Genomic DNA, 25,736 nt, shown 5'->3' with positions numbered 1-25,736 from the left:
ACGTTGGGTGCGTGAGGACTGTGACGTCAGGCTTGCGCTAGATGTCGGTCTGCGTGACGGCTTTGGCGCCGATCTTGGCGGCGAGGCCGGTGATCGCCAGCCGGTAGCCGTCGATGCCGAAGCCGCAGATCGAGGCAAACGCGGCCTTCGCGGTGAAAGAATGGTGCCGGAAGCTCTCGCGGGCGTGAATGTTGCTGATGTGCACTTCGACGGCGGGAATCTTCACCCCCATCAGCGCGTCGTGCAAGGCAATGGAGGTATGAGAGTAGGCGCCGGCATTGAGGATGATTCCGACCGCACCGCGGCTGCGGGCCTCATGGATGCAATCCACGAGCACACCCTCATGGTTCGACTGCCGGCACTCCGCCGTCAGGCCGAAGCGGGCGGCCGTCTCGACGCAGAGGCGTTCGACGTCTGCCAGGGTGGCATGGCCATAGGTCTCCGGCTCGCGGGTGCCCAACAGGTTGAGGTTGGGTCCGTTGAGGACATAGATCGTGTTGTGCGCGGCGTCGGCCATTCCCATCCCGGCGGTGTGGCGGCAGTGGGCGGCGTTATAGGTAACAAAGCCGCCAAGGGGAAGCCTTTCGGCAGCCGGGCCGGCTGCCCGAGGCTTGGTCCGTCAGACGAAAAAACCGTCTTAAGTGTACGAAATTGCTGGTTAACCAGGTTTGTCCACCGGGCTGCACGGGCTGCGTGTGATCGCCCTTACGTGCTCTTTGCGCAATAGAATGGGGCGGGCATTGCTGCCCGCCCCATGTCCTCATCGCCTGCCTGGTCGGGATCAGGCGTCGAGAACTGCGACGATCTCGTAGGTGCGGGGATCGATCACGATGATCTGCTCACGAACCAGGATGAAGTCGTATCCGCGCCATTCCGGATAGATCGTCACGACTTCCGCCGGGAGCCGGTGGAAGTGAACGTCGCGCGGCACCCGGGTGCCGACCGAGATGTTGAAGTTCACGTTGGTCACCGGCTCGACGCGCTGGCTGCGGATCACGCTGGTGATCTTGGTGCGCTGCTCGGTGGTGAGCTTGGCGCCGGCGCCGGCCTGTCCGGTGGTGGTCTGCGACCGGTCGCTGCCGGTCTTGGTTTCGGCGTTCGTGCTGGTGCCGCTCTTGCTGTCGCGACCCTCGGCCTTCATGTTCTTGGAGCCGGCCTTGTCGGTCTCGGAGGTCGCGCCCTTGGCATTCGGACCCTTCATGCCTTCCTCGGCGCGCTGGCCCTTGGTCGCACCGGGCTTCTGCTCGGACTGACTGGAGCGCATGTCGGACGCAGGCGAGCCGCTGTCGCGATGCATCGCGCCGCCGGGCGCGTTCATGCCACCGCTCGATGCTCCGCCGGCAGCACCACCGGTCGCACCGCCCTGCATGGCTGCGCCGCCGGACTGTCCAGCTGCGCCGCCCGCACCGCCGGTACCTTGCGCATGAGCAAAACCTGCACCCGCCAGGAGCGCGATTGCAGCAACTGATACCATCAAGCGATTGGTCATCCTCTATCCTCCTCGTATTTGCACTGCCCGCGCCGACAACGGCAGGAGGTAGGAGTCGTTCCGTGCGTCGCTGATCGTTCCGGAAAAATGTCGCAGATCGCAACTTTATGAACGGATGCTCAGGGTCATGAATGCTGCATGACGACAACAGTGATCCGTTGCGTGTCGCCGGCGACTTCGCATGAGCTACGCGCCGTGACGTTCGCGCGCGTAGCGGACGAGCGCCAAGAATCGATAGAGGCCGTGCACGAACTTGCCGTAGGGCATCGTGATGAAGAGCGCGAACACCGCACCGAGATGGAGCGCGAGCAGCAGGCCCATCGTGCTGGTCTCGCGTAGCAAGAGGAGGGCGAGCCCGGTTGCGCCGGTAAGGACGAGCATCGCCAGGAACGCGACATCCATGGCGCGACTGCCCGCATCCATCATCGCAGGCTCACGCCTGCGCTTGGCGGTGTAGAGTCCGAGCGGACCGACCACGATGCCCAATCCGCCCAGCGTGCCGAGCACGACCGGCAGGTCCCACAACGGATAGGGCGCCTCACGGTGCAGAAGATAGTGATAGAGCGTCGCGACGCTGGTCGATGCGACGCAGAGCATGAAGCCCCAGAACGTCAGATGGTGATAGAACCGCCGGGTGTCGCGTGGCCGCTCGTCCTCGTTGTAGCAGCCGACGCCGCCGCCATCGAGATAGCGCAGGCTGGCTGCGTCGCGAACGGCGCGCAGCAGTGGACGTGAGCGCGTCAAGGTCGAGCTCGGCTCGCCGATATCATTCCAGAACGCCCGAGCGCCCATGATGAAGGCGATGATGGCCCACAGGAAGGCGGCGCCGAACAACAGCGCCATCGCGTTGTGGGGCATGAGCGCGTAGAACGAGCCGGGGCCGTGCCGGCTTGCAAACACCGCGGCGGGATCGTTGAAGGCCACGATGCCGACGATGAACGCGGCCATGCTGACCACCGCGATGAGCGACACCGCGAGACCATTGCGCCTGAACAGCGGCGCCAGCGCGTGCGGCCAGGCATAGTCGGCATAGCTCTCGTGCCGCACCCGGGCCAGAACGGAGGGGACGCGGACGTCGAACTCGTGCGGGGGGGAGAACTGGCAGTCGACGTAGCAGGCCCCGCAGGCATGGCAGAGATTGGCGAGATAGTTGAGGTCGCCGCCGGTGAAGGCGCGGCGCATCTCCATTGCCGGAAATACGGCGCAGAGTCCCTCGCAATAGCGGCAGGAATTGCAGATCGTCATCAGCCGATCCGCCTCGGTCAACGCCTCACTGCGCTGCATGTGTCGCTGCTCCCTGGCCGGCGATACGCCCGAACACGCTGCCGATCGTCATGCCGATTCCTGCCGCATAGCCGCGGCCGAGCACGTTGCCGGCCATGATCTCGCCTGCGGCGTACATGTTGTCGGCGGGACCGCCGGACTTCATCAGCATCTTTGCGGCGTGATCGACCCGCACGCCGAGATAGGTGAAGGTAATGCCGGGCCGAACCGGATAGGCGTAGTAGGGGCCGCTATCGATGCGGCGCGCCCAATGCGATTTCGGCGGCGTCAGGTTCTCGGTGCGGCAATCGTCGAGGATGTCGGGATTGAATTGTCCGTCGCGCACCGATGCGTTGAAATGCGCGACGGTGGCGGTCAGCTTGTCCGGATCGAGGCCGAGCCTGCCAGCGAGCTCGGTGATGCTGGCCGCCTCGATCGCGGGGTAGAGCGACGGCATGAACAGGTTCGCCGATTTCGCGTCGAAGATGATGTAGGCGATCTGGTCCGGCTGAGCGGCAACCAAGCGTCCCCAGATCGCGTAGCGCTTCGGCCAGACGTCCTCGCCTTCGTCGTAGAATCGCTCAGCGTTGTTGTTGACGACGATGCCGAACACGACGCAGTCGAGCCGCGTGATGATGCCGCCGTCATATTTTGGTGCGCGCGCATCGATCGCCACCGCGTGGCACTGGGTCGGATCGCCGATGCTGTCGACGCCGGCGCCGAGCAGCATGTCGAGCACCGTGCCGCGATTGTTGGGCGTGCCGCGGATCAGGAAGTTGCGCGCGATCTCGCCCCAGCCCTCGACCAGCCTGTCGATGTTGGCTTCGAAGCCGCCCGCTGCCGCAACCAGCGCCTTGCCGCAGATCCGCGTCCTGGCGTCACGCTGCCGGATGATCGCAGCGTCGAAACGGGTCTCATCGATGTCGAGCCCGACGACCTCCGCCTCATACAGCACGTCGACGCCGAGCCGCTCGGCGGTGAGATACAACGCATTGAGCATGGCCCGGCCGCCGCCCAGGAAGAACGAGTTGGTCCGCCCTAAGCTCAGCGTCCCGCCGAGCGACGGCTGGAAACGCACGCCCTGTGCGACGATCCAGTCGAGCATGTCCTTGGACTCGCGGATCATCAGGCGCGCCAGTTGTTCGTTGGTCTGGCCTTCGGTGACGCGCAGGAGATCGTCCCAGAACTCGTCCTCGGTGTAGGGGCCACTCAACGTCGCGGTCGCCGCGTCATGGGCGCAGCGCATGTTGCGGGTGTGGCGCGTATTGCCACCGCGATAGAACTTGGAGGCAGCCTCCAGCACGATGACCGAGGCCCCGGCGCGCCGTGCCGCAATGGCGGCGCAGAGGGCTGCGTTGCCGCCGCCAACCACGACGACGTCGTAGGTCAGGGGATGGTCGGCGATATCGCTCTGATCAGTCATTGCAGGCCCTCGCGGACGCAAGGCGGCGGGGCCTGGACCGGGTTTGGTCCACACAGCCACCCCTCCGCATGCCAGCCGTCGGCCAAGCGATGATGGATGGTACGGAAGTAAAGGCTGCAGTAGGCATAGAATTGGTATGCCATTGTATACAAAAATATGCAAGATAGGCTGTTGTTCGCAACGAGATTGTGAAATCGTGACCCCCATGTCCTCGGAAGCGCCATCGCTCACCATCGATCGTGACAACGTCTCTCTCGGCGAAGCGGTATTTCGTGCGCTGTGCCATGCGCTGGAGAACGGCTTCTATCGCTCCGGCGATCGGCTGCGTGAGGACGAGGTCGCCCAGAAGCTGAACGTCAGCCGGACGCCGGTCCGTGAGGCTTTCGGCAAGCTGGTGGCCAAGGGGTGGGTGCAGCCGGCTGGTGGACGCGGCCTGATCGTGCGCAGTCTCGACGAGAATGAAGTCCTCGAGCTGTACGCGATGCGGGAAATTCTCGAAGGCGCCGCGGCCCGGCTCGCCGCGCAGTATGCCGTGTCGGCCGAGATCGCGGCGCTCCGCGACATTCATGCACGCTTTGTCAGCGGGGGGGACGACGCCGCCGAGCTCGCGCGGCTGAACCGGCTAATGCACGGTGCGATCCAGCGCGCGGCGCGCAACCGCTACCTCGATGCCGCCCTCGAGGACATGCATGTCGCGACAGCGCTGCTGGGAACCACGACGTTTGCGGCCGAAGGACGTGCAGCAACAGCCGCGGCCGAGCATGGTGAGCTGATCGAAGCGATCGCGATCCGCGATCCCGATCGGGCCGAGGCGATTGCACGCGGGCACATCCGCGAGGCACTTCGAACCCGGCTCGGCATGAAGCTGAAGGGATAGGCGAGGGCGCTGCCGCCACCCGGCTGCCGCTTCGCCACCGGCTCACGGCAAAAGCAGAAGGCCGGCTGAGACAGCCGGCCTTCGATTGATCCCGTGATGGCGAGACGCTTTGGCAGAGATGCTCAGCAGCTCGCCTTGCCGCAGCGGGCCGCGCTGATCTTCTCGCGCAGGCCCTCGACGCCGACGGCGCCGATCACGACCTGCTTGCCGATCACGTAGCTCGGCGTCCCGTTCATGCCCATCTCCTCGGCGAGCTTGAAGTTTTCCTCGATCGTCGCCTTGGCCTCGGGGCTCGCCATGTCCTTCTCGACGCGCGCCATGTCGAGCCCGAGATCCTTGGCGACCGCGAGCGCATGGGCCTTGTCGGCTTGGCCGCGGCCGCCCAGCAGTTTCTGGTGGAAGTCGAGATATTTCTGCGGGGCCTGCATGCGAACGGCAACCGCGACCTGCGCGGCCTCGACGGAGCCCTGGCTCAGCACGGGAAATTCCTTGAGCACGACCTTCAGCTTCGGGTCGCTCTTCATCAGCTCCATCATGTCGGCCATCGCGCGCTTGCAGTAGCCGCAATTGTAATCGAAGAACTCGACGAAGGTGACGTCGCCATCCTTGTTGCCGAGCACGACGCCGCGCGGCGAGTTGAAGATGGTCTCGGCGTTCTTGCTGACGCTGGCCTCGTGCTTGGCCGCCTCGGCTGCCGTCTGGCGCTTCTGCAGCTCGGCCATCGCCTCTTCGAGCACCTCGGGATGCGCGATCAGGTAGTTTCGGACGATGGTCTCGATCTCGCCCCGCTGGCTGTCGGAGAAGCTCTCCGCCGACGCGAGCTGAGGCACGCCGCAGAGCGAAAGCGCGAGCAACATCGCGGGAATGAGCGTGCGGACTGACGGCATGAAGGAGGTCCTCTGGGTCAAATGATCGGGTCCTTGTCGATGGTCGTGACGGTATTTTGATATTCTGGATCGGATGATAGCAGTAGTTCAAAACTTCAGCGGGCGCCAACTCCGCTGTCCGACACCTACTGGCCGGAAAGCGGCTTTGCCATGACGATGTCGTCGGCCCTGACCCAGCCCGGCGAGCCGACCGCGAAGCGGGTTTTTGCACGCGAGGCAAGCTCGCGCGCCGTCTTGTTGTCGCCACGCAGGAAGGCGGCCTGCGCCGAGGCGAGATCCGCCTCCGCATAATCGCCCTTGCGACCGTAGGCCATCGCGAGCTGGGAATAGCCGAGCGGCGCCTCGGATTCGCGCGCGACCGCCGCGCGCAAGATCGAGATCGCCTCGTCAGTGTAGGCCTTGTTCTCGGATGCCACCAAGGCCTGACCAAGTAACATCTCGATGAGCGGGGCGTTATTGGACAGGTGCACCGCCTTGCGCAGCGGGGCGATCGCCTCAGTGGGGCGGCCGCCCTCCAGCAGGGCCTGGCCGCGGACCTCGTAGAAATAGGCGTTGTTGGGTTGCACCTGGATCAGGGCATCGATCTGGCTCAGGGCGCTGCGCAGGTCGCCATGCAGGTAGGTGGAGATTGCCCTGGCGTAGCGGGCGGGCAGGCCGGTGTCCGACAATGGATAGCGCCGTGCCACCGTGTCCGGCCGTTCCATGAAGGCCGAGATCTTGGCACGGACCATGTCGTGACGGAGCTGCAATGCGGGGTCGTCCTTCTTGTCCCAATAGGGGCTTTGGCGCGCGAGGCCCTCGAGCGCCTCGACGCGATCGGCCGGCATCGGATGTGATTGCAGATAGGGGTCGGCGCCGCGCGCGGCGAACAGGCTCTCATTGGTGAAGCGCTTGAACGTCTCGTACATGCCCTTCGGCGATTGCGCCGTCGCAGTGAGGAATTTCACCCCCGCACGGTCGGCGTTCTCCTCCTGCTGACGCTGATACGACAACAGCGATCGGCGGATGACCTCGCCCGGGGCCGACAGCGTCGCGGCGCCGGCATTGGCAAGGCCGCTGCCGCCGCCGCGCGCGCCGACCGCGAGGGCGCCGGCGCCGAGAATGGTGGCGATGATCATCTGGGTCTGGGCGGTGGCGAGCTGTTGGCGCAGCTTGGCGAGATGGCCGCCGGCGAGATGGCCGGTCTCGTGCGCGAGAACGCCGATCAGTTGGTTCGGATTTTCCGACTGCAGGATGGCGCCGTAATTGACGAAGATGCGGCGGCCGTCGGCAACGAACGCGTTGAAGGACGCATCGTTGATGATGACCATCTGGATGTTCTGCTTTTCGAGCCCGGCGACGCGCAGGATCGGCCGGGTATATTCACGCAGCAGCACCTCGGTCTCGGTGTCGCGCAGGATCGGCGGTCCCTTGCCTTGCTGCGCCGACGCAGGCGCGACCGGCGCCAGCGTCACGGCCGCCGCGACGACCGCGGCAAGCCCGCCGGACAGTTTCTTGCGAAGCACGATACGGAGCGACATCAGGCGATCTTTGCAATTGGCGCGAGGCGCGAGACGGGCTATTGCCCACCAAACGGCGGAATGCGGCTCATCTGCGGCGAACGAGGCCCATGGGCTGACCCCGACCGGTTCACGGAGCGGGTCCGAACAGCCGGGGTCAATAGCAGATATCGATGGTGGATGCGACAGTGATACCGACATTGGAACAGCGGATCGCCGACCTGACGGCGCCGTCCGCGCGCAGCAATGTTCCGCCGTTCATGGTGATGGACGTGATGGCTGCGGCCGAGCGGATCGAGGCGGGCGGTGGACATGTCATCCACATGGAGGTCGGCCAACCGGCGGCGCCTGCGCCACGAGCGGCCATTGCGGCCGCGCATGCCGCGCTCGATCAGGCCCGCATCGACTACACCTCGGCGCTCGGTCTGCTGTCGCTGCGACAGCGAATCGCGCGGCACTATCGTGAGACGCACGCTTGCGAGGTCGATCCGGCGCGAATCGTGATCACGACGGGATCCTCGGCCGGATTCATCCTGGCGTTCCTGGCCATGTTCGAGCCCGGCGACCGCGTGGCCGTGACCGTGCCGGGCTATCCGCCCTATCGCCATATCCTGACGGCGCTGGGCTGCGAGCCGGTGCTGATCGAGACCACGGCGGAGAACCGTCACGCCCTGACCGGCGAAGCGCTGCTCGCCGCGCACCGCAAGACGCCGCTGAAGGGTGTGCTGGTGGCAAGTCCCGCCAATCCGACCGGCACCATGATGTCGCGTGAGGCGCTGGGCGGTGTCATCGCAGCCGCACGCGACGCCGGCATCCGCTTCATCTCCGACGAGATCTATCACGGTCTGGACTACGCGTTTCCGGCGGTGACGGCGGCGGAGCTGTCGCGCGAGGCCCTGATCATCAACTCGTTCTCGAAGTACTTCTGCATGACGGGCTGGCGCATCGGCTGGATGGTGGTGCCAGATGCGCTGGTGCGGCCGATCGAGCGTCTGCAACAGAACCTCGCGATCTCGGTTCCGACCCTGTCGCAGATCGCGGCGGAAGCGGCGTTCGACGGCCGAACCGAAATGGAGGCCATCAAGCACGGTTACCAGGAGAACCGGCACATCCTGATCGAGGGTTTCCCGAGGGCCGGCCTGACCCGGTTCCTGCCGGCCGACGGCGCCTTCTACCTCTATGCCGACGTGTCCGACTTCACCTCCGACAGTTACGACTTCGCCAAGCGGATGCTGGAGGAGACCCATGTGGCGGCCACGCCGGGCGTCGACTTCGATCCGATCCACGGCCGCAGCTTCGTGCGCTTTTCCTATGCGCGTTCGGCCGAGGACATGCGTGAGGCGGTGGCCCGGATCGCGCGCTGGTTAGGCTAGGGCGCGCGAGCCGCGTGCACTGACCAACATCATCGGCAACGGCATCGCCGCCGTGTTCGTCTCGTGGCGCGAAGACGAACTCGACCATGATCTCCTGCAGCGACGGCTCAATCAGCAGATCGATCCGTCGGATGTCGAGACGGCCGTGACGACCGGCTGAGCGGCCTCCGGTCGTCACGGTCAAGAACGATCGCCATACGAAGAACGCCATATGAAAAACGCCCGGCCAATCTGGCCGGGCGTTTTGCATTGAAGCGTCGGAGAGTGGGGGTTTACTGCCCGCCACCGAAACGGCGGGACCACCAGCCGGCCCGGCGCGGCGCCGCAGGGGACGAGGAATCGGTGGCCGCCGGCTCGGAGGCAACCGGTCCGGACGCCGCGACGTCGACAGCCGGAGTGGGTGCGCTGCTCTCGGCGACGTTGACGGCTGAAACCGCGCCCTCCGGCCTCGGCTCGGTAAGGAAGCTGACCTTCTCGCGAACCGTCGAACGGCGTGGGGTCTTCTCGGATTCCGTCTTCGGAGCCTCGGTCTGCTGCACTTCGGGCTGTCCCGGAGCAGCCTGTGGCATGGGCACGGAGGCGCCAGCGACGGACTCATCTGCCTCGGTTGCGGCCGACGCATGGACCGGCGCCGCAGGTTCTGCCGGCTCTTCCTCGTCGTGGTGGGAAGCGCCATTGCCGTCGAAATCGGCCACGGCGGCTTCTGCCTCCGATGCCGAAGCCGGCGCGAGCTCGTCGCCGATCGACGCGGCGAGACCTTCTTCCGCGCCACCGCGCCGACGACGACCGCCGCGGCGTCCACGCCGGCGCGGACGCCGCTCGCCGCCAGGCTGATCCGTCTGCTCGCCTTGTGCGAACGCAGGCTGTTCCTCCGACTCGTCGTCTTCGCCGTCGGCGTCCTCGGCTGACTGCTCGGCGGCAGAGCCCGGCTCGGCGGGCTGCAGTCCGGCCGTGCCTTCTGGGAGCGCGCCCTCGCGGGCCTCGCTGCCGCGGCCACGCCGGCGCCGTCGCCGCTTGCGGCGCGCGCCGTCCCGCTCGCCTTCGGCTGCGCTGCCGTCGGCTGCGTCCTCGGACAGGCCTTCGGTCTCCTCGGTCTCGACCTCGGATTCCGTCTCGATGTCGAACGGTTCTTCCTCGTCGTAGATTTCCTCGGCCGCCAGCGGCGGGGCAGAGGCCTGCGCGGCGAGCAGCGCCTTGGCGGCCTCGAGCGTGTGCACCTGCTCGCCCCGATCGATGATGAAGGATTGCTGGCCGCTCACGCTCGGATCGGCGATGACGGCGAGCGAGACCTTGAAGCTGTTCTCGAGGTCACGCAGATGGCCGCGCTTGTGATTGAGCACGTAGAGCGCCACCTCGGTGCGGGTGCGGACCACGAGATTGTGGGTCGCGCCCTTCATCAGCGTCTCTTCGAGGCTGCGCAGCAGCTGCAGCGCCACCGAGGACACCGAGCGCACGTGACCGGTGCCGCCGCAATGCGCGCACGGCTCGGTCGAGCTTTCGAGCACGCTGGCCCGGATGCGCTGCCGCGACATCTCCAGAAGGCCGAAATGCGAGATCCGGCCGACCTGGATGCGCGCGCGATCCTGCCGCAGGCAGTCCGACAGCTTGCGTTCCACGGAGCGGTTGTTGCGCTTCTCGTCCATGTCGATGAAGTCGATGACGATCAGCCCGGCTAGGTCGCGCAAACGGAGCTGCCGCGCCACTTCCTCGGCCGCCTCCATATTGGTCTTGAGCGCTGTGTCCTCGATGTGATGCTCGCGCGTGGCGCGGCCGGAGTTCACGTCGATCGAGACCAGCGCCTCGGTCTGGTTGAGCACGATATAGCCGCCTGAGCGCAGCTGCACGGTCGGCGAGAACATCGCGTCGAGCTGGCTCTCGACGCCCATCCGGGAGAACAGCGGCTGGCCGTCGCGATACTGCTTCACCGCCCGGACATTGGTCGGCATCAGCATCTTCATGAAATCGTGCGCCTCGCGGTAGCCGTCTTCGCCGGCCACGAGGATCTCGTCGATCTCCTTGTTGTAGAGGTCGCGCAGCGAGCGCTTGATCAGCGAGCCTTCCTCATACACGAGGGTCGGGGCCTGCGACTTCAGGGTCATGTCGCGGACCGTTTCCCAGAGACGCAGCAGATATTCGAAGTCGCGCTTGATCTCGGGCTTGGTGCGGTTGGCGCCGGCGGTGCGCAGGATCACGCCCATGCCCTCGGGCACGTCGAGGTCCTGCACCACTTCCTTCAGGCGCGAGCGGTCCTGCGCCGAGGTGATCTTGCGGCTGATGCCGCCACCGCGCGCCGTGTTGGGCATCAGCACGGCATAGCGGCCGGCCAGCGACAGATAGGTCGTCAGCGCCGCGCCCTTGTTGCCGCGCTCCTCCTTCACGACCTGCACCAGCATCACCTGGCGGCGCTTGATGACTTCCTGGATCTTGTACTGCCGGCGCGGACGGAAGGTGCGCTCCGGCACTTCCTCCAGCACGTCATCGCCGCCGACGGATTCGACGAGCTCTTCCTCGATCTCCTCGCCGTCGTCCTCGTCGTCCTCATGGTCGCCGGACGCGGTGTCGGAGCCGTTCTCGTCGCCGGGCACGATGGTGACGCCGTGATCAGCATGTTCGCCCACGGCAGCGACGTCATCGTCGTCGTGCTCATCGTGATCATGCTCATGATGGTGGTATTCGTGATGTTCGTGCTCATCATGTTCGTGCTCGCCGTCATGATGCTCGTCGTGACCGTGGTGCTCATGGTCATGCTCGTCTGCCGCGACAGCCGGGCTGGCCGCCTCGGCAGCGTGCGAGCCGCCGGTCTGCGCGCTCGCGGCCTCCGCAGCTTCGCCGGAGGGCTGCTCGGTAGCAGCGTCATGGTCCTGCGCGGCAACGGCATCAGGCTGACGGTCGGCATGCTCGCGCGATTCGTCGGCTGCGCCCTGCCGAGCTTCGCCCGAGGCGTCCCGACCTTGAGCCTCGACCGGGCCTTCGGAGAAGCCCTGCGCCTCGCTGGGAGCGGTCGCGTCGGCGTGCGGCTGATCGTCCTGCGCATAGGCGTGGTGGTCTTGCGCCTCGTGGTCGGCCTCGTGCCCTTCGGTCGGGGCAGGGAGGCCCGCCTCGGCGACCTCGACGATCTCGCTCTGGACCCGTTCGCCGCTGCCGCGGCGCCGTGAACTGCGGTGCCGGTTGCGGCGGCGGTTGGAGCGGTTCTCGCTTTCCTCTTCGGCTTCGCGGTGCGCGCGCTCCTCGGCCTCGATCAGAGCCTGCCGGTCGGCGACCGGGATCTGATAGTAGTCCGGATGGATTTCGCTGAAGGCCAGGAAGCCGTGGCGGTTGCCGCCATACTCGACGAAGGCGGCCTGCAGCGAGGGCTCGACCCGGGTAACCTTGGCCAGGTAGATGTTGCCGCGGAGCTGCTTGCGTTGGGCCGTTTCGAAATCAAATTCCTCGACGCGGTTGCCGCGGACGACAACGACCCGGGTCTCTTCCGGGTGGGTAGCATCGATCAACATCTTGTTGGGCATATTGGAACTCTTGGAGGCGACGGGCGCGATTGGCCGCGAGCGCGTGGCGCGCTGTCGGATGACGCGACGGTCCACCTGATTCGGGGGTGAGGGGAAGGCCTAAACGCAGCTGGTCGCGCCGCGCCAACCCTGATGCCGGCGGGGCGATTGGCCGGACGGGGGTCTGGCCCCGCATCGGCGCGGATCGTCCGCTGGTCATGGTTGGCAACTCAGTCTGGCGCATCAAGCGTCGGCCCGTCTGGAATATGTGGGCGGCAGCGGGTGCCGCCTTCTCTGTTGCCGAAGGCCAGATTGCGCCGAAACGCTTGCCTGGATCGAATACCCACCCTGTCACGGGTGCGGTATCAGGCTATACCGTGTCCGACCTGGTGCCCGGGCGGTCTCTGCGAGGAGGCGCCCTGACAGGCGCCACTCGGCTCGTGACCGGCTCTCCGTTGCGGCCGCGCGGGATCGCGCAGGCTTTGATGGAGCGTCGGAAAGGCGCTGGACTCTTCGCAACGACCGAGGACCCGATATCGAGCACCCCGATCACGAAGCTTCCGGCGTTTCACCGGAGGTTGAACGCGACACAACCGGCAGTAAGGATTAGCCTTCAGCCCTTCGTACATACGAGGAATGGTCAGGTCGCGCAAGCGAAGCGTCGCGGAACCGCAACAATCGGTGGCCTTTAACGAAAATGACAAAATTTGGCGGTTAACCCCTGGGATTGGTTGCGGTAAGACGATCCCGCGGAGGCATCGATTTGGCAATTGGCCGGGCGAATTACCTTTCCTTGCTGGGATGCGCGTCGCTGTGCGTCACGCAAATGTTATGTGCGGCGGTCATTCCGGCCCGCGCCCAGAGCGGGCCGGTCGGCCAGGTGCCGCCTGCCGTGGTCGGGCCCGGGTTCCCCATCGCCACCGACGCACGGGTCGCCGGCGATTCCCGACAGACCCGATTCGTGCTCGATCTCGACCGGACGGTGCCGTTTCGAACCTTCCTGCTCAGCGAACCCTATCGCGTCGTCGTCGACCTGCCCCAGGTCAGCTTTCATCTGCCCACTGGAGCCGGGACCAGCGGCCGTGGTTTGGTGAAGGCGTTCCGCTATGGGATGGTGATGCCCGGTGGGTCCCGCATCGTCTTCGATCTCACCGGCCCGGCTCGAATCGCCAACTCCACGGTGCTGGATGCCGCCAACGGTCAGCCGCCGCGGCTGGTGCTCGAACTGGAGGAGGTCGACGAGGCGACCTTCGCCCGCGCCATCGGCAGCGACAGCCGTCTTGCGTCGAGGCCTGCCGATTCGGGGTCCGCGACGGCGTCGGTCGCGGTCGCAGGAAACCCTGCGCCGGCAGTCCGGCCGCCGCCGACGACGGTCGCCATCGCTCCCCCTCCGACGGATGGTCCGCCGGACACCCGGCCCGTGGTCGTGATCGACCCCGGTCATGGTGGTATCGACTACGGCACCCAGGGCGGCGAGGTGCCGGAGAAGAATCTGGTGCTCGCCTTCGGCCAGGCGCTGCGCGACCGGCTGGAACGGTCGGGCAAGTTCCGCGTGATCATGACTCGCGACGACGACACCTTCATCCCGCTTGGAGACCGGGTCCGCATCGCCCAGAAGCAGTCGGCGGCTCTGTTCGTCTCCATCCACGCCGATGCGCTGCCGCGAGGTGAGGGCACTGCGCAGGGCGCGACCATCTATACGCTGTCGGACAAGGCGTCTGACGTCGAGGCGGAACGGCTGGCCGAGGCCGAGAACCGGGCCGACCAGATCGGCGGGGTCAATCTGACCGAGGAGCCGGCCGACGTCGCCGACATCCTGATCGATCTGGCCCGCCGGGAAACCCGCACGTTTTCCAACAGGTTCGCCCGTGTGCTGATGAACGACATGAAGACGGCGGTGCATATGCATAAGCGCCCGCTGAAATCGGCCGGTTTCCGCGTGCTCAAGGCGCCCGACGTGCCATCCGTGCTGGTCGAACTCGGCTATGTCTCCAATAAGGGCGATATGGGGAACCTGGTCTCCGACGCATGGCGGTCGCGCACGGCGGACGCAATGGCGCGGGCGATCGATGCCTTTCTGGCCAAGCGCATCGCCAACGCGGGCCCCGAGAGGCCGGACAAGCCGGCGGCGGTACGCGCAAAGCCCTAGTTTGGCCACAGCAACATCCGTATAAACGTGCTGCGAGGCACCCGGAATCAGTGAGGATTCCTTCTCGGCAGACTTGTGATAGGCTTGACCGCTGATAGGCTTGACCATGCGTTTCTCTGGCATGGGTCATGCGGCATTGCAGCCGACCGTGTGATTTTTGGCGGTAGCGCCTGTGGGTGCGCCGCGTCCGAGCCGAGAGACGAAACAAGAGTTGGAACGGATATTCGCCGATGCGCTTTCTGGTGCGGTTTTTGGGCTTCCTGTTCGCGGCCGGTACCGTCTTGTTCCTGGTCGGTGTGGCAGCAGCGGCCGGCCTGATCTGGCATTTTTCCAAGGACCTGCCTGACTACTCCCAGTTGCAGGATTATGAGCCGCCGGTGATGACGCGCGTGCACGCGGTCGACGGCTCGCTGGTCGGTGAATATGCCCGGGAGCGCCGGCTGTACCTGCCGATCCAGGCGGTTCCCAAGCTCGTGATCAACGCCTTCCTCGCCGCCGAGGACAAGAACTTCTACGAGCATGGCGGCATCGATTTCACCGGCATGGCGCGCGCCGCCGTGGTCTACGCCCAGAACTTCGGCTCCAATCGCCGTCCGCAGGGCGCCTCCACCATCACCCAGCAGGTCGCCAAGAACTTCCTGTTGACCAACGAGGTGTCGTTCGCCCGCAAGATCAAGGAAGCGCTGCTGGCGATGCGCATCGAGCGCACCTACTCGAAGGACAAGATTCTCGAGCTCTATCTCAACGAGATCTATCTCGGCTCGGGCGCCTATGGCATCGCCGCGGCGTCGCTGGTCTATTTCGACAAGTCGGTGAACGAGCTCACCGTGGCGGAGGCGTCCTATCTCGCCGCGCTGCCGAAGATGCCGGGCAGCCTGCATCCGATCCGGAATCGCGACCGCGCCATCGAGCGCCGCAACTACGTCGTCGATCGTCTGCTCGAGAACGGCTGGATCAAGCAGGCCGACGCCGACAAGGCGCGCAAGGATCCGCTGACGATCGCGAGCCGCAACACCGGCGCCCACATCTTTGCGGGTGAATATTTCGCCGAGGAAGTTCGCCGCGACATCTTCGAGCGCTATGGCGAGAAGAAGCTCTACGAAGGCGGCCTGTCCGTCCGGACGACGCTCGATCCGAAGATTCAGGTCATGGCGCGCAAGGCCATGGTCGCCGGACTCGTGAGGTACGACCAGGAGCAGGGCTATCGCGGGCCTGTCTCCAAGCTCGATACTTCGGGCGATTGGGGGGTGAAGCTCGCCGACATCAAATCGCTCTCGGACATCTCACCGTGGCGGATGGCCGTGGTGCTCGAGACCAGCGACCAGTCCGCCCGCATCGGCTTCCAGCCGCCGCGCGAACTCGGCGGCGCCGTCAGCAAGGAACGCCAGACTGGCCTGATCACGCTTGACGGCGTGAAATGGGCGCGGGCTGCGACGGCCAATGGCCGTGGCAAGGTGCCGACGTCGGTCGCCCAGGTGCTGCAGCCGGGCGACGTGATCTATGCCGATCCGCTGTACAAGGAAGGCAATCCGGTCGAAGGCCAGTATCGCCTCGAGCAACTGCCCGAAGTGTCCGGCGCGATGGTTGCCATGGACCCGAACACCGGCCGTGTGCTCGCGATGGTCGGCGGCTTCTCCTTCGACCAGAGCCAGTTCAACCGCGCAACACAGGCCTACCGGCAGCCCGGATCGTCATTCAAGCCGATCGTCTATTCTTCGGCGCTCGACAACGGCTATACGCCGTCGACCCAGGTCGTCGACGCACCAATCGAGATCGACCAGGGGCAGGGCGGGCAGGTCTGGCGCCCCGACAACTTCTCGAACGGCAAATATCTCGGGCCCACGACCTTGCGCAACGCGCTGCGTCTGTCGCTGAACACGGTGACCGTGCGTCTCGCGCAGGACGTCGGCATGCCGCTGATTTCCGAATACGCCAAGCGGTTCGGAGTCTATGACGAGCTGCCGAATTACCTGTCCTACGCCCTCGGCGCCGGCGAAACCACGGCCATGCGCATGGTCACGGCCTATTCGATGATCGCCAATGGCGGCCGTCGGGTGAAGCCGACCTTGATCGACCGCATCCAGGACCGCTACGGCCACACCATCTTCAAGCATGATGCCCGCGAGTGCCGCGGCTGCGACGCACCGGACGGCTGGAAGAACCAGAGCGAGCCGCAGCTGGTCGACCGCCGGGAGCAGGTTCTGGATACGATGACGGCCTACCAGATCACCTCGATGCTCGAGGGCGTGGTGCAGGCGGGCACGGCGACCGTGCTGAAGGAGGTCGGCAAGCCGATCGCCGGCAAGACCGGCACCACCAACGAGGCCAAGGACGCATGGTTCGTCGGCTTCTCGCCGGACCTCGCCGTCGCCATCTACATGGGTTACGACAAGCCCCGGCCGCTCGGTAGGGGTAATGCTGCGACCGGCGGTCATCTGGCCGCGCCGATCGCAAAAGACTTCATGAAGCTCGCGCTGGCCGACAAGCCGGCCACGCCCTTCAAGATCCCGGCCGGCATCAAGCTGGTCCGTGTCGATGCCAAGACTGGCATGCGCGCGAGCCCTGGCGACGGCGGCCGCACGATCATGGAAGCGTTCAAACCTGGTACGGCGCCGCCGGACAACTACTCGGTCATCGGTGTCGCCGACGCCGATGGACGCGTGATGCCGTCGCAGAGCGGCGGCCAGCCTGATGCTGGCAGCTTCATCATCCGTCCAGGCACGGGAAGCCTCTATTAGGCATTGGGCCGGCTGAAACTGATGCCGGTGCGGTGCAGAGCGATTGCGCTTTGCGCCGAGCGCCGTTACATCCCCTGTGACAGACGATGCTGCGGCGCTTCGAGCCGTGGCCTGAAGAGAGCGACATGCGCGCGGAAATCGAGAAAATCGTAGAAGAGATCAAGCAGTCGGTCGGGCTGCTGAGGAGGCATCTTTGACGTCGAGACATCGACGGCAAGGCTGGCCGAGCTGAACAAGCTCGCCGAAGACCCCAATCTCTGGAACGACCCCCAAAAAGCTCAGCGGCTGATGCAGGAGCGGACCTCGCTGGAGGATTCGCTCACCGGCATTGGCAAGGTCGAACGTGAGCTCAGCGACAATATCGAGATGATCGAGCTTGGCGAGGCCGAGAACGATCCCGGTGTCGTCACCGAAGCCGAGAATGCGCTGAAGGAGCTGAAGAAGGAGGTCGCGCGGCGCGAGCTCGAGGCGCTCCTGTCCGGCGAGGCCGACAAGTTCGACACCTATCTCGAGGTCCATGCCGGCGCCGGCGGCACCGAGAGCCAGGACTGGGCGCAGATGCTGCTGCGCATGTACGCCCGATGGGCCGAGAAGCACGGTTTCAAGATCGAGTATCTCGAAGAATCGTTGGGCGAAGAGGCCGGCATCAAGTCGGCGACCATCCAGATCTCCGGGCATAATGCCTATGGTTGGCTGAAGACTGAAGCTGGCGTGCATCGCTTGGTCCGAATCTCTCCGTTCGATTCGAATGCACGCCGCCACACCTCGTTCTCTTCGGTGCAGATCTTCCCGGTCATCGACGACAGCATCAAGATCGACATCAAGGAGTCCGATGTCCGCGTCGACACCATGCGGTCCGGTGGCGCCGGCGGCCAGCACGTCAACAAGACCGAATCGGCGGTCCGGCTGACGCACATCCCAACCGGCGTTGCGGTGGTCTGTCAGGCTGGCCGGTCACAGCACAAGAACCGCGCCCAGGCCTGGGACATGCTGCGCGCACGTCTCTATGAGATCGAGCTGAAGAAGCGCGAGGAGAAAGCGGCGGCCGACCAGGCGGCCAAGACCGAGATCGGTTGGGGCCACCAGATCCGCTCCTACGTGCTGCAGCCGTATCAGATGGTGAAGGATCTGCGCACGGGCGTGCAGACGTCCGACACCGCCGGCGTGCTCGATGGCGATCTCGACGAGTTCATGGCGGCGACGCTGGCGCAGCGCGCGTTCGGCACGACGCCAGGCGCTGCGATCGAGGACGTCGATTGAGCGTGGCGCGCGTTGCCTTCATCGGGCTCGGGCGCATGGGCCATGGTATGGCCGGTCGTTATCTCGACGCAGGCTATTCCGTGGCGGTCTGGAATCGCAGCCGGGCGAAGGCGGAGGATCTGATCGCGCGCGGCGCGCGCTGGTCGACCTCGCCAGCTGATGCGGCAATCGATGCCGATGCGGTCGTTACGATGGTGGCTGATGACGACGCCTCGCGCGCGGTTTGGCTCGGGCCGGATGGCGCCGCGGCCACCATGCGGGTCGGCACGATCGCGATCGAATGCTCGACCGTATCGCGCGACCATGCGCTGCGTCTGTCGCGCGAGCTGGATGCGCGCGGCGTGACCTATCTCGACTGCCCGGTGACCGGGCTGCCCGACGCGGCCGCGAGCGGCAAGCTGACCTTGCTGGTCGGTGCCGACGCTGCCGATCTCGACCGCGCGCGGCCGTATCTGGCGCCGATCGGCTCGGCCATTCGCCATTTCGGGCCCGTGGGCGCCGGGACAGTCTACAAGCTGATCAACAACCTGCTTGGCGCGATGCAGATCGCAGGTCTTGCGGAGGGGCTCGCAATCGCCGAGCAGGCCGGCCTCGACATGAAGCTCGTGCTGGAGGCGATCCAGAGCGGCGTCGCGGCGAGCCCCCAGGTTCTGCGCCACGCGCCGCGCATGATCGCGCGCAACTTCGCCGATGCAAGCTTCACCGCGGCGCTCCGTCACAAGGATGCAGCCTATGCGCTGCAGCTCGCCGAGCAGCTGCTTGGTGAGCGTCCCATCATGGCCCAGGCAGCCGTCGATGCCTATGCGCGGGCGAAGGCGGCGATGCCGGATGAGGACGAAGGCCGCATGATCGAGCTGGTGTCGCGGCCGAGATCCATGCCGTAGACACACCAACGGAAAGCGGGTGGACGGCGCGAGTCTTCGCCTGCAAGGCTCGCGCAGATGAAACAGCGGCTTGCGGCGATGACATCCCAGAACGAGAGCATGGACGCGCGGGACTGGTCGCTGCTCGGCCTGCTCTCGCTGCTGTGGAGCGGATCGTTCATCTTCAACGGCCTCGCCTTGAAGGAACTGCCCCCGCTGACGCTGGTGCTGCTACGCATCGTGCTGGCGGCGGCGATTCTGCTGCCGGTGGCGCGACTGCGCGGGCTCGGCTTTCCCAAGGGGGTTGTCGGCTGGCTGCCGTTCCTTGCCGTGGCGCTGTTCAACAATGTCGTGCCGTTCTGCCTGATCGTGATCGGCCAGACGTTCATCACCTCCGGCCTTGCTGCCGTCCTCAATGCGACGACGCCGCTGTTCACAATCGTGGTGATGGCCGCCGCGGGAGAGGAAAGGCTGTCGGCCCGGCGGGCAGCGGGTCTGGTCGTCGGCCTCGTCGGGGTCGTGATCCTGCGGGGCGGACCGGGGCTCGGCGGCTCGGCAGGCGGCTACGGCATTCTGTTCGGTCTTGGCGCGTCGCTCAGCTACGGCATCGCCGCGCTGCTGGTGCGCCGCCATCTCGCCCATTCGCCGCCGCTTGCAACCGCCACCTTCCAGCTCTCGGCGTCCAGCGTGATGATGCTGATGGTCGCCGGCGCGGTCGACCAGCCCTGGCGTCTCCCGCTTCCCGGACTGCAGACCTGGGTCGCGGTCATAAGCCTTGCGGCGCTGTCGACGGCGTTCGCCTATATCGTGTTCTTCCAAATCCTGCGCCGCTCCGGGGCGACCAACGTGATGCTGGTGACGTTGTTGATCCCGTTGACGACGATCCTGCTCGGGTCGCTGGTGCTCGGTGAAAGTATCTCGTTGGGAGAGATCAGCGGTGCGCTGGTGATCGGGAGTGCGCTGCTGGTGATCGACGGTCGCATCTTCAGCGTCATTCGCCCTTCACCGCGACCGTCCTGCTGAACTGCACGCGCACCATCACTTCGTGCCGAACATCCGATCGCCGGCATCGCCCAGACCGGGCACGATGTAGGCGTGGTCATTCAGCTTCTCGTCGATCGCCGCGGTCCAGATCGGGATGTCCGGATGCTCCTTCTCGAACTTGGCGATGCCTTCCGGTGCCGCCAGCAGGCAGACGAAACGGATGTCGCGGGCGCCGCGCGTCTTGAGCAGCTCGGCAGCCGCGCAGGCGGAGTTGCCGGTCGCGAGCATCGGGTCCATCAGGATCACCGTGCGGTCGCTCAGGTCCTGCGGCGCCTTGAAGTAGTACTCGATGGCCTGCAGCGTGTTGGGATCGCGGTAGAGTCCGATATGGGCGATGCGCGCGGACGGCATCAGCGCCAGCATGCCGTCGAGGAAGCCGACGCCGGCGCGCAGGATTGGCGCAAGCGTCAGCTTCTTGCCGGCGATCTTCGGCGCCTTCATCGGCGCGATCGGCGTTTCGATGTCGACCAGCTCGAGCGGCAGGTCGCGCGTGACCTCGTAGGCTAGCAGCATGCCGATCTCGTTCAACAGCTCACGGAAGCCCTTGGTCGAGCGGTCACGCTCGCGCATCAAGGAGAGCTTGTGCTGGACCAGCGGGTGATCGACGACGTGAACGCTCGTGTTTGCCATGATTCAAGTCCAGCAGGATCGCAGGTTCTGTGGGAGATGGATGCGTGCCGGGCTCATGGCAGCACCTCGCGGCGGTCGGCGAGCATCGTCTCCGCCTGGCTGCGGCGCTCGGAGAGGAGCCCGGCGCTGACGTCCTGGATCAGGTTGAGCAGCACCTGCGCATCGCTGAGCCGCGGCACGGTCACGTAGTCGGCGCCGGCAGCGTAGAGGTCGTTGACGTCGGCGAGCAGGTCGGCGGTCGCGATGATCTTGGCCGTTGCATTGATGCTGCGGACATGGCGCACCAGCTTTTCGTTATTGGCACCCTTGAGCAGCGAATCCGGGATGCTCAGGATGATCAGCTCGGCCTGGCCCACCCCCGCATGAATCAGCGTGTCGACGTTGCTGATGTCGCCATAGGTCACCTGGATGCCGCGATCGGACAAGGTTCGGAATACGACCGGGTTGAAATCGACCACGCCGATCTGCTCCAGCAGCGCCGGCTCGTTGCGCTCGATCTCGCTGAGCAGGGCGCTTGCCGTGCGGAAGAATCCGAGGAGAACGATCGGCCGTCCGGCGCCGTGTCCGCCCTCATGACCGGCCTCGCCATCCTTGCTTGCATCGAGGTCGCGCAGACCGATCCGCTTGAGCAGCGGGATGCTTCGCCGCGCAATCGGATCGGAGCGCACGATGACGAAGGTCGAGAGCACCGCGAGCAGCACGAAGGCAAAGGACGCCGCGCTCGACGTGCCGTTCTTGAGGTGCCCGGCGGCGGCGCCGGTCTGGATCACCACCAGCGAGAATTCGCTGATCTGGGCGAGGTTGAGCGCCGGCAGCAGGCTGGCACGCAGGCCCTGCCGCATCATGTAGAGCGGTGTGAACGTCGTGAGCAGCCGGCTCGCCACCGTGAACAGCGCGATCACGAGCGCCAGCCCCACCACGGACATCGTCGGGATCGGGATGGTCATGCCGAGCGCGACGAAGAACAGCGTGATGAAGAAATCGCGCAACGTGGTGACCTTGGCGGTGACGTCGAGCGCGTAGGGGAAGGTTGATAGCGAGACGCCCGCGACCAGCGAGCCCATCTCGCGCGACAGGTGCAGCCTTTCAGCGATCTCGCCGATCAGGAAGCACCAGGCCAGCGCGCCGAGCAGGATCAGCTCCGGAGTACGCGCGATGCGATGGAACACCGGCGGCAAGACGTAGCGGCTGAGGAGCAGGGCGATCGCGACCAGTGTGCCGGCGCGGGCGAACGACAGCAGGATCACGCTGACATGGAGGTCGTCGAGGCTCGGCTGCACCGCCAGGAACAGGATCGCGAACACGTCCTGCAGCACGAGCACGCCGAGCGTGATGCGGCCGGGCAGGGTGTCGAGCTCGCGCTTCTCGTACAGCACCTTGACGATGATGACGGTCGAGGACAGCGCGCAGGCGACGCAGAGATAGAGTGCGTCGTAGCTCTCGGCGCCCATCCGCATGCCGATCGCGACGAAGAACAGGATGCCGAGCGCGGCACCCCCGAGCAGTTGGACCCCACCAGCGATCAGAATCACCGGGCCGGCACGGATGATCTTCTTGAGGTCGATCTCGAGCCCGATCATGAACAGCATGAAGATCAGGCCGAGCTCGGAGATCACCGAAATCGACTCCTGGGACTTGACCCAGCCGGTGCCGAAGGGGCCAATGGCGAAGCCCGCGACCAGATAAGCGAGAATCGAGGGCTGGCGCCATCTATGTGCCGCCAGTCCAAGCACCCACGCAAACAGGATGCAGAGCGTGATGTCGCCGATCAGTTCATGCATGAAGCAACCCCCAAGGCGGCAACTTATGTCGTGCCGCCGCGCAAGGAAACCCGCAATCTGTCACATCCGGACGGGCGCATTCGCGCTGCTGCTCATCGCAGCTGTTGCGGCCGGCGCGGCGCAGGCCGCCGACGACGTGACCACCGGTTTCGCGAGCTCGCTGACGCCAGTTCCGGCGGAGCCCGTCACGGTCACGGGCGCCGTCTATGTCCCCGTCTATTCCAGCGTCGCGATGACCCCGGGCCGGGTCCAGGCCGATTTCTCGGTGACGCTGAGCATCCACAACGCCTCCGAGCAGCGGCCGCTGATCGTCCGGCGCATCAACTATTACGATACGGCCGGCACGCTGGTGGAGGCGCATCTGCGCGAGCCCGTCGCCTTGAGGCCGTTCGCGACCGTCGAGGTCTTCGTGCCCATCAAGGACACCCGCGGCGGCACCGGCGCCAATTTCGTCATCGACTGGGCCGCGACCGGTGAGATTGCCGAGCCCGTCGTCGAGGCGCTGATGGTCGGCGGCATCGGCGCCGGCCATTACGCCTTCATCAGTCAGGGCCGCCCGATCCGGCTGACCGGGCGGTGAGCGCGGGGCGGCTCAGGCCGCCCGCACGTTGCCGAGAAATCGGTCGACCTCCTGCCGCAGCCGGTCGCTCTCCCGCGACAGCGACTGCGCCGCCGACAGCACGTTGCCCGAAGCAGAGCCGGTCTGCGAGGCGCCGCGCTGGACGTCGACGATGTTGGTGTTGACCTCGGTGGTGCCGCGCGACGCTTCCTGGATGTTGCGCGAGATCTCCTGCGTCGCCGCGCCCTGCTGCTCGACGGCGGCGGCGATGGTCGAGGAGATTTCCGACAGCCGCTCGATCGTCCTGCTGATCTCGCGGATCGCCGACACCGATTCCTGTGTCGCTGCCTGGATGCCCGAGATCTGCTGGGCGATCTCACCGGTGGCCTTCGAGGTCTGCTCGGCGAGCGCCTTGACCTCGGACGCGACCACGGCGAAGCCGCGGCCGGCATCGCCGGCGCGCGCCGCCTCGATGGTGGCGTTCAGCGCCAGCAGGTTGGTCTGGCCGGCGATGGTGTTGATCAGCTCGACCACGTCGCCGATCCTCGCGGCTGCCTTCGAGAGCTCGTTGACGCGGTCGTTGGTGGTGCGCGCCTGATCGACGGCGCCGTTGGCGATGCGCGCCGATTCCTGCACCTGGCGGCTGATCTCGGTCACCGACGAGGTCAGTTCCTCGGTGGCCGAGGCGACCGACTGCACGTTCGTCGCGGCCTGCTCGGACGCGGCGGCCACGGTGGTGGCGAGCTCCTGCGAGCGCGTCGCGGTCGAGGTCAGCGTGCCGGCGGACGTCTCGAGCTGCGACGAGGCCGAGGACACCGTCTGCACGATGCCGCCGATCGCGTTTTCGAATTCGCTGGCGAGCTTGTTCATTCCGGCCTTGCGCTTGACCTCGGCCGAGTGCTGCACGGCCTTCACTTCCTCGCTGTTGAAACGGACGATCGCCTGCACGGTCTGCAGGTTGCGCAGCGCCTCGCCGAGCTCGTCGTCGCGCTCCACCGGAATGCGGTTGTCGAGCTTGCCGGCGGTGATGTTCTGCATGGCGTCGTTGAGCACCTTGAGCGGCCGCAGCACCGCGCGGATGCTCTGCAGGCTGAACGTAGCGCCGATTCCGATACCGGCCAGGATCATCACAGAAATGATCGCGAGCACCACCAGATATTGTCTCTCGGCCTCCTCGTAGAGCGCCTTGCCTTCCTTCACCTGGATCTGAACGAGCTTGTCGAGTTCGTGCTTGGCGGCCTCGAACAGATCATGCCCCTTGGTGGCGATATGCTGGCTCGCCTCGTCGAACTTGCCCTGCTCGAGCAGAGCCAATCCCGGCCTGATGCCTTCCTCCAGATAGGCCTTGCGCTTGATCGCGAAGGCATCGGCGACGATCTTCTCCTCCGGCGTCAGGTAGCTCGCCATGTAGTCGGCCCAGACCTTGGTGATCCTGGCGCTGTTTCCGTCCACCAGCGCCCTGATGCCGTCGATCGGTTTTCCGGCCTTGCCGTTCGCCGCCGCAGACTGTTGCGACGACATGTTCTGCAAGGTGCGATCGTTGATCTCGAGCAATTGCGCCAGCGGGATCGTGCGATCCTCGTACAGCGACTTCATGGCGACGTTGGTGGAGCGGGTCGACAGCAGGCCGGCCGCGCCGATGATCAGCATGAACACGCCCAGCACCGCGGCCAAGGTCGTCAGGCGCGCCCTGAGCGTACCCGTGAAGAGCGACAGGCGGTCGAACACCGAGCGGCGGCGGATGACGCCCGCGCTGATCGCGTAGCCCTGCGCCTTGTTCTGATTCAACAGCCCGTAGACCTTCTCGGCCTCGGCGCGCTGCTCGGCCGGCAGCTTGGTGCGGATGGAGGTGTAGCCCGTGATCCGGCCGTTCTCGCGGATGGGGGATGCGCTCGCCAGTACCCAGTAGAAGTCACCGTTCTTGCGGCGGTTCTTGACGGCGCCGGCCCACGGCTTGCCTTGCTTCAGCGTGTCCCAGAGATTGGCGAATGCGGCCTCCGGCATGTCGGGGTGGCGGATGATGTTGTGCGGCTGGCCCATCAGCTCGTCGGGGGTGAAGCCGGCGGCATCGACGAACTGGTCGTTGAAGTAGGTCAGCTTGCCCTTCAGATCGGTGCGCGAGACGATCAGCGTCTCGTCGGTGATCGGGTATTCGTTGTGGGTGACAGGCAGATTTTTGCGCACGGTATGACTCCAAATTGTCCCACCTGCATGCGGACACTGGATGCAGAGTTTCAGATCACCGCTTAGAAGGCGCCGACTCCTTAAAAGTTGCGTAAAACCTAGGCACCGTACGACTACGCACTGCTCATAAAGGTTGCAATTTGTATGGAATGCTCGCTCTCGCGCGCAAGTATGTGATTCAGCGTGCAGAAAGAGCTCCCGCGGCGCGGTGCACCCGGGGTCTTCGGCAGCG

The 25,736-nt window shown here is 65.7% G+C and carries 17 protein-coding genes and 2 pseudogenes; 9 read left to right on the top strand and 10 right to left on the bottom strand.

Features of this window, described 5'->3' with window-relative positions:
• Positions 1-37: 37 nt before the first annotated feature.
• The 4 genes from aroQ to tcuA form a co-directional block, all read right to left on the bottom strand.
• Complete coding sequence (gene aroQ, locus QW861_RS01330) at positions 38-517, bottom strand: type II 3-dehydroquinate dehydratase (RefSeq protein WP_316170460.1); 480 nt, start codon at positions 515-517, stop codon at positions 38-40.
• A gap of 264 nt (positions 518-781) precedes the next feature.
• Entirely contained in the window at positions 782-1,489 is a 708-nt protein-coding gene (locus tag QW861_RS01325) for a DUF1236 domain-containing protein (RefSeq protein ID WP_316192618.1), read from the bottom strand.
• Between the two features lie 186 nt (positions 1,490-1,675).
• The gene (tcuB, locus tag QW861_RS01320; protein ID WP_316192616.1) at positions 1,676-2,773 is read right to left on the bottom strand and encodes a tricarballylate utilization 4Fe-4S protein TcuB; all 1,098 of its coding nucleotides are present in this window, start codon (positions 2,771-2,773) and stop codon (positions 1,676-1,678) included.
• Positions 2,760-4,175, bottom strand: coding sequence for an FAD-dependent tricarballylate dehydrogenase TcuA (gene tcuA / locus QW861_RS01315; RefSeq protein WP_316192614.1), 1,416 nt, complete (start codon positions 4,173-4,175; stop codon positions 2,760-2,762). The genes tcuB and tcuA overlap by 14 nt, the downstream gene beginning before the upstream one ends.
• Before the next feature lie 205 nt (positions 4,176-4,380).
• Here tcuA and QW861_RS01310 point away from each other — a divergent pair, with 205 nt between their 5' ends.
• Positions 4,381-5,052, top strand: a complete 672-nt coding sequence (locus QW861_RS01310; RefSeq protein ID WP_315712636.1) for a GntR family transcriptional regulator — start codon at positions 4,381-4,383, stop codon at positions 5,050-5,052.
• Between the two features lie 122 nt (positions 5,053-5,174).
• On the opposite strand, the gene QW861_RS01305 is transcribed toward QW861_RS01310, so the two are convergent.
• A complete protein-coding gene (locus tag QW861_RS01305; RefSeq protein ID WP_315712195.1) occupies positions 5,175-5,939 on the bottom strand; it encodes a DsbA family protein in 765 nt (254 codons plus the stop codon).
• 125 nt (positions 5,940-6,064) lie between these two features.
• Positions 6,065-7,459: a M48 family metalloprotease gene (locus QW861_RS01300; RefSeq protein WP_316170461.1), complete on the bottom strand. Its 1,395-nt coding sequence runs from the start codon at positions 7,457-7,459 to the stop codon at positions 6,065-6,067.
• A gap of 152 nt (positions 7,460-7,611) precedes the next feature.
• On the opposite strand from QW861_RS01300, the gene QW861_RS01295 reads away from it, so the two are divergent.
• Together QW861_RS01295 and QW861_RS01290 are read left to right on the top strand one after the other, a co-directional pair.
• Positions 7,612-8,811, top strand: a complete 1,200-nt coding sequence (locus tag QW861_RS01295) for a pyridoxal phosphate-dependent aminotransferase (RefSeq protein ID WP_315751693.1) — start codon at positions 7,612-7,614, stop codon at positions 8,809-8,811.
• Positions 8,812-8,818: 7 nt separating this feature from the next.
• Positions 8,819-8,971, top strand: a pseudogene (locus tag QW861_RS01290) (dicarboxylate/amino acid:cation symporter); the annotation flags it as partial.
• A gap of 112 nt (positions 8,972-9,083) precedes the next feature.
• Here the strand turns inward: QW861_RS01290 and QW861_RS01285 are convergent.
• Positions 9,084-12,317 (bottom strand): Rne/Rng family ribonuclease, encoded by a 3,234-nt coding sequence (locus tag QW861_RS01285; RefSeq protein ID WP_409998649.1) that lies wholly within the window; start codon positions 12,315-12,317, stop codon positions 9,084-9,086.
• A gap of 805 nt (positions 12,318-13,122) precedes the next feature.
• Here QW861_RS01285 and QW861_RS01270 point away from each other — a divergent pair.
• From QW861_RS01270 to QW861_RS01250, 5 genes and pseudogenes are all read left to right on the top strand, one after another.
• Positions 13,123-14,445 carry an N-acetylmuramoyl-L-alanine amidase gene (locus QW861_RS01270; RefSeq protein WP_316192779.1) on the top strand — a complete coding sequence of 441 codons (1,323 nt, stop codon included), beginning with the start codon at positions 13,123-13,125 and terminating at the stop codon, positions 14,443-14,445.
• Positions 14,446-14,675: 230 nt separating this feature from the next.
• Positions 14,676-17,183 carry a penicillin-binding protein 1A gene (locus QW861_RS01265; protein ID WP_315712186.1) on the top strand — a complete coding sequence of 836 codons (2,508 nt, stop codon included), beginning with the start codon at positions 14,676-14,678 and terminating at the stop codon, positions 17,181-17,183.
• Positions 17,184-17,308: 125 nt separating this feature from the next.
• Positions 17,309-18,443 (top strand): peptide chain release factor 2 gene (gene prfB, locus QW861_RS01260; protein WP_315712184.1). Its coding sequence is split into 2 segments (ribosomal slippage): positions 17,309-17,377 and positions 17,379-18,443, totalling 1,134 coding nucleotides; the frame shifts between segments, so codons are not numbered across the junction.
• Positions 18,425-19,327, top strand: a pseudogene (locus QW861_RS01255) (NAD(P)-dependent oxidoreductase); the annotation flags it as partial. The gene prfB and the pseudogene QW861_RS01255, both read left to right, overlap by 19 nt.
• Before the next feature lie 57 nt (positions 19,328-19,384).
• Positions 19,385-20,329 (top strand): DMT family transporter, encoded by a 945-nt coding sequence (locus tag QW861_RS01250; protein ID WP_315751690.1) that lies wholly within the window; start codon positions 19,385-19,387, stop codon positions 20,327-20,329.
• A 15-nt stretch (positions 20,330-20,344) separates the two neighbouring features.
• Here QW861_RS01250 and upp read toward each other — a convergent pair whose 3' ends face one another.
• Both upp and QW861_RS01240 read right to left on the bottom strand, forming a co-directional pair.
• Positions 20,345-20,980: a uracil phosphoribosyltransferase gene (gene upp, locus QW861_RS01245; RefSeq protein ID WP_315751689.1), complete on the bottom strand. Its 636-nt coding sequence runs from the start codon at positions 20,978-20,980 to the stop codon at positions 20,345-20,347.
• Positions 20,981-21,033: 53 nt separating this feature from the next.
• The gene (locus tag QW861_RS01240) at positions 21,034-22,761 is read right to left on the bottom strand and encodes a cation:proton antiporter (RefSeq protein ID WP_315712180.1); all 1,728 of its coding nucleotides are present in this window, start codon (positions 22,759-22,761) and stop codon (positions 21,034-21,036) included.
• A gap of 25 nt (positions 22,762-22,786) precedes the next feature.
• Between QW861_RS01240 and QW861_RS01235 the strand changes: the two genes are divergently transcribed.
• Positions 22,787-23,341 (top strand): DUF3124 domain-containing protein, encoded by a 555-nt coding sequence (locus QW861_RS01235; RefSeq protein ID WP_315751688.1) that lies wholly within the window; start codon positions 22,787-22,789, stop codon positions 23,339-23,341.
• 12 nt (positions 23,342-23,353) lie between these two features.
• Here the strand turns inward: QW861_RS01235 and QW861_RS01230 are convergent, their stop codons facing one another.
• Positions 23,354-25,504, bottom strand: coding sequence for a methyl-accepting chemotaxis protein (locus QW861_RS01230; protein ID WP_315751687.1), 2,151 nt, complete (start codon positions 25,502-25,504; stop codon positions 23,354-23,356).
• Between the last annotated feature and the right edge of the window lie 232 nt (positions 25,505-25,736).

This window comes from Bradyrhizobium sp. SZCCHNRI1029, assembly GCF_032487555.1.
Classification (GTDB): Bacteria; Pseudomonadota; Alphaproteobacteria; order Rhizobiales; family Xanthobacteraceae; genus Bradyrhizobium.
The sequence above is the reverse complement of the archived record's forward strand: the minus strand, read 5'-3'. Positions and strand labels throughout refer to the sequence as shown.

Bases quoted from the DNA above. Each gene is read 5' to 3' on its own strand.
- aroQ (WP_316170460.1), bottom strand. From the start codon at position 517: ATGGCCGACGCCGCGCACAACACGATCTATGTCCTCAACGGACCCAAC.
- QW861_RS01325 (WP_316192618.1), bottom strand. From the start codon at position 1,489: ATGACCAATCGCTTGATGGTATCAGTTGCTGCAATCGCGCTCCTGGCG.
- tcuB (WP_316192616.1), bottom strand. From the start codon at position 2,773: ATGCAGCGCAGTGAGGCGTTGACCGAGGCGGATCGGCTGATGACGATC.
- tcuA (WP_316192614.1), bottom strand. From the start codon at position 4,175: ATGACTGATCAGAGCGATATCGCCGACCATCCCCTGACCTACGACGTC.
- QW861_RS01310 (WP_315712636.1), top strand. From the start codon at position 4,381: ATGTCCTCGGAAGCGCCATCGCTCACCATCGATCGTGACAACGTCTCT.
- QW861_RS01305 (WP_315712195.1), bottom strand. From the start codon at position 5,939: ATGCCGTCAGTCCGCACGCTCATTCCCGCGATGTTGCTCGCGCTTTCG.
- QW861_RS01300 (WP_316170461.1), bottom strand. From the start codon at position 7,459: ATGTCGCTCCGTATCGTGCTTCGCAAGAAACTGTCCGGCGGGCTTGCC.
- QW861_RS01295 (WP_315751693.1), top strand. From the start codon at position 7,612: ATGGTGGATGCGACAGTGATACCGACATTGGAACAGCGGATCGCCGAC.
- QW861_RS01285 (WP_409998649.1), bottom strand. From the start codon at position 12,317: ATGCCCAACAAGATGTTGATCGATGCTACCCACCCGGAAGAGACCCGG.
- QW861_RS01270 (WP_316192779.1), top strand. From the start codon at position 13,123: ATGTTATGTGCGGCGGTCATTCCGGCCCGCGCCCAGAGCGGGCCGGTC.
- QW861_RS01265 (WP_315712186.1), top strand. From the start codon at position 14,676: ATGCGCTTTCTGGTGCGGTTTTTGGGCTTCCTGTTCGCGGCCGGTACC.
- QW861_RS01250 (WP_315751690.1), top strand. From the start codon at position 19,385: ATGAAACAGCGGCTTGCGGCGATGACATCCCAGAACGAGAGCATGGAC.
- upp (WP_315751689.1), bottom strand. From the start codon at position 20,980: ATGGCAAACACGAGCGTTCACGTCGTCGATCACCCGCTGGTCCAGCAC.
- QW861_RS01240 (WP_315712180.1), bottom strand. From the start codon at position 22,761: ATGCATGAACTGATCGGCGACATCACGCTCTGCATCCTGTTTGCGTGG.
- QW861_RS01235 (WP_315751688.1), top strand. From the start codon at position 22,787: ATGTCGTGCCGCCGCGCAAGGAAACCCGCAATCTGTCACATCCGGACG.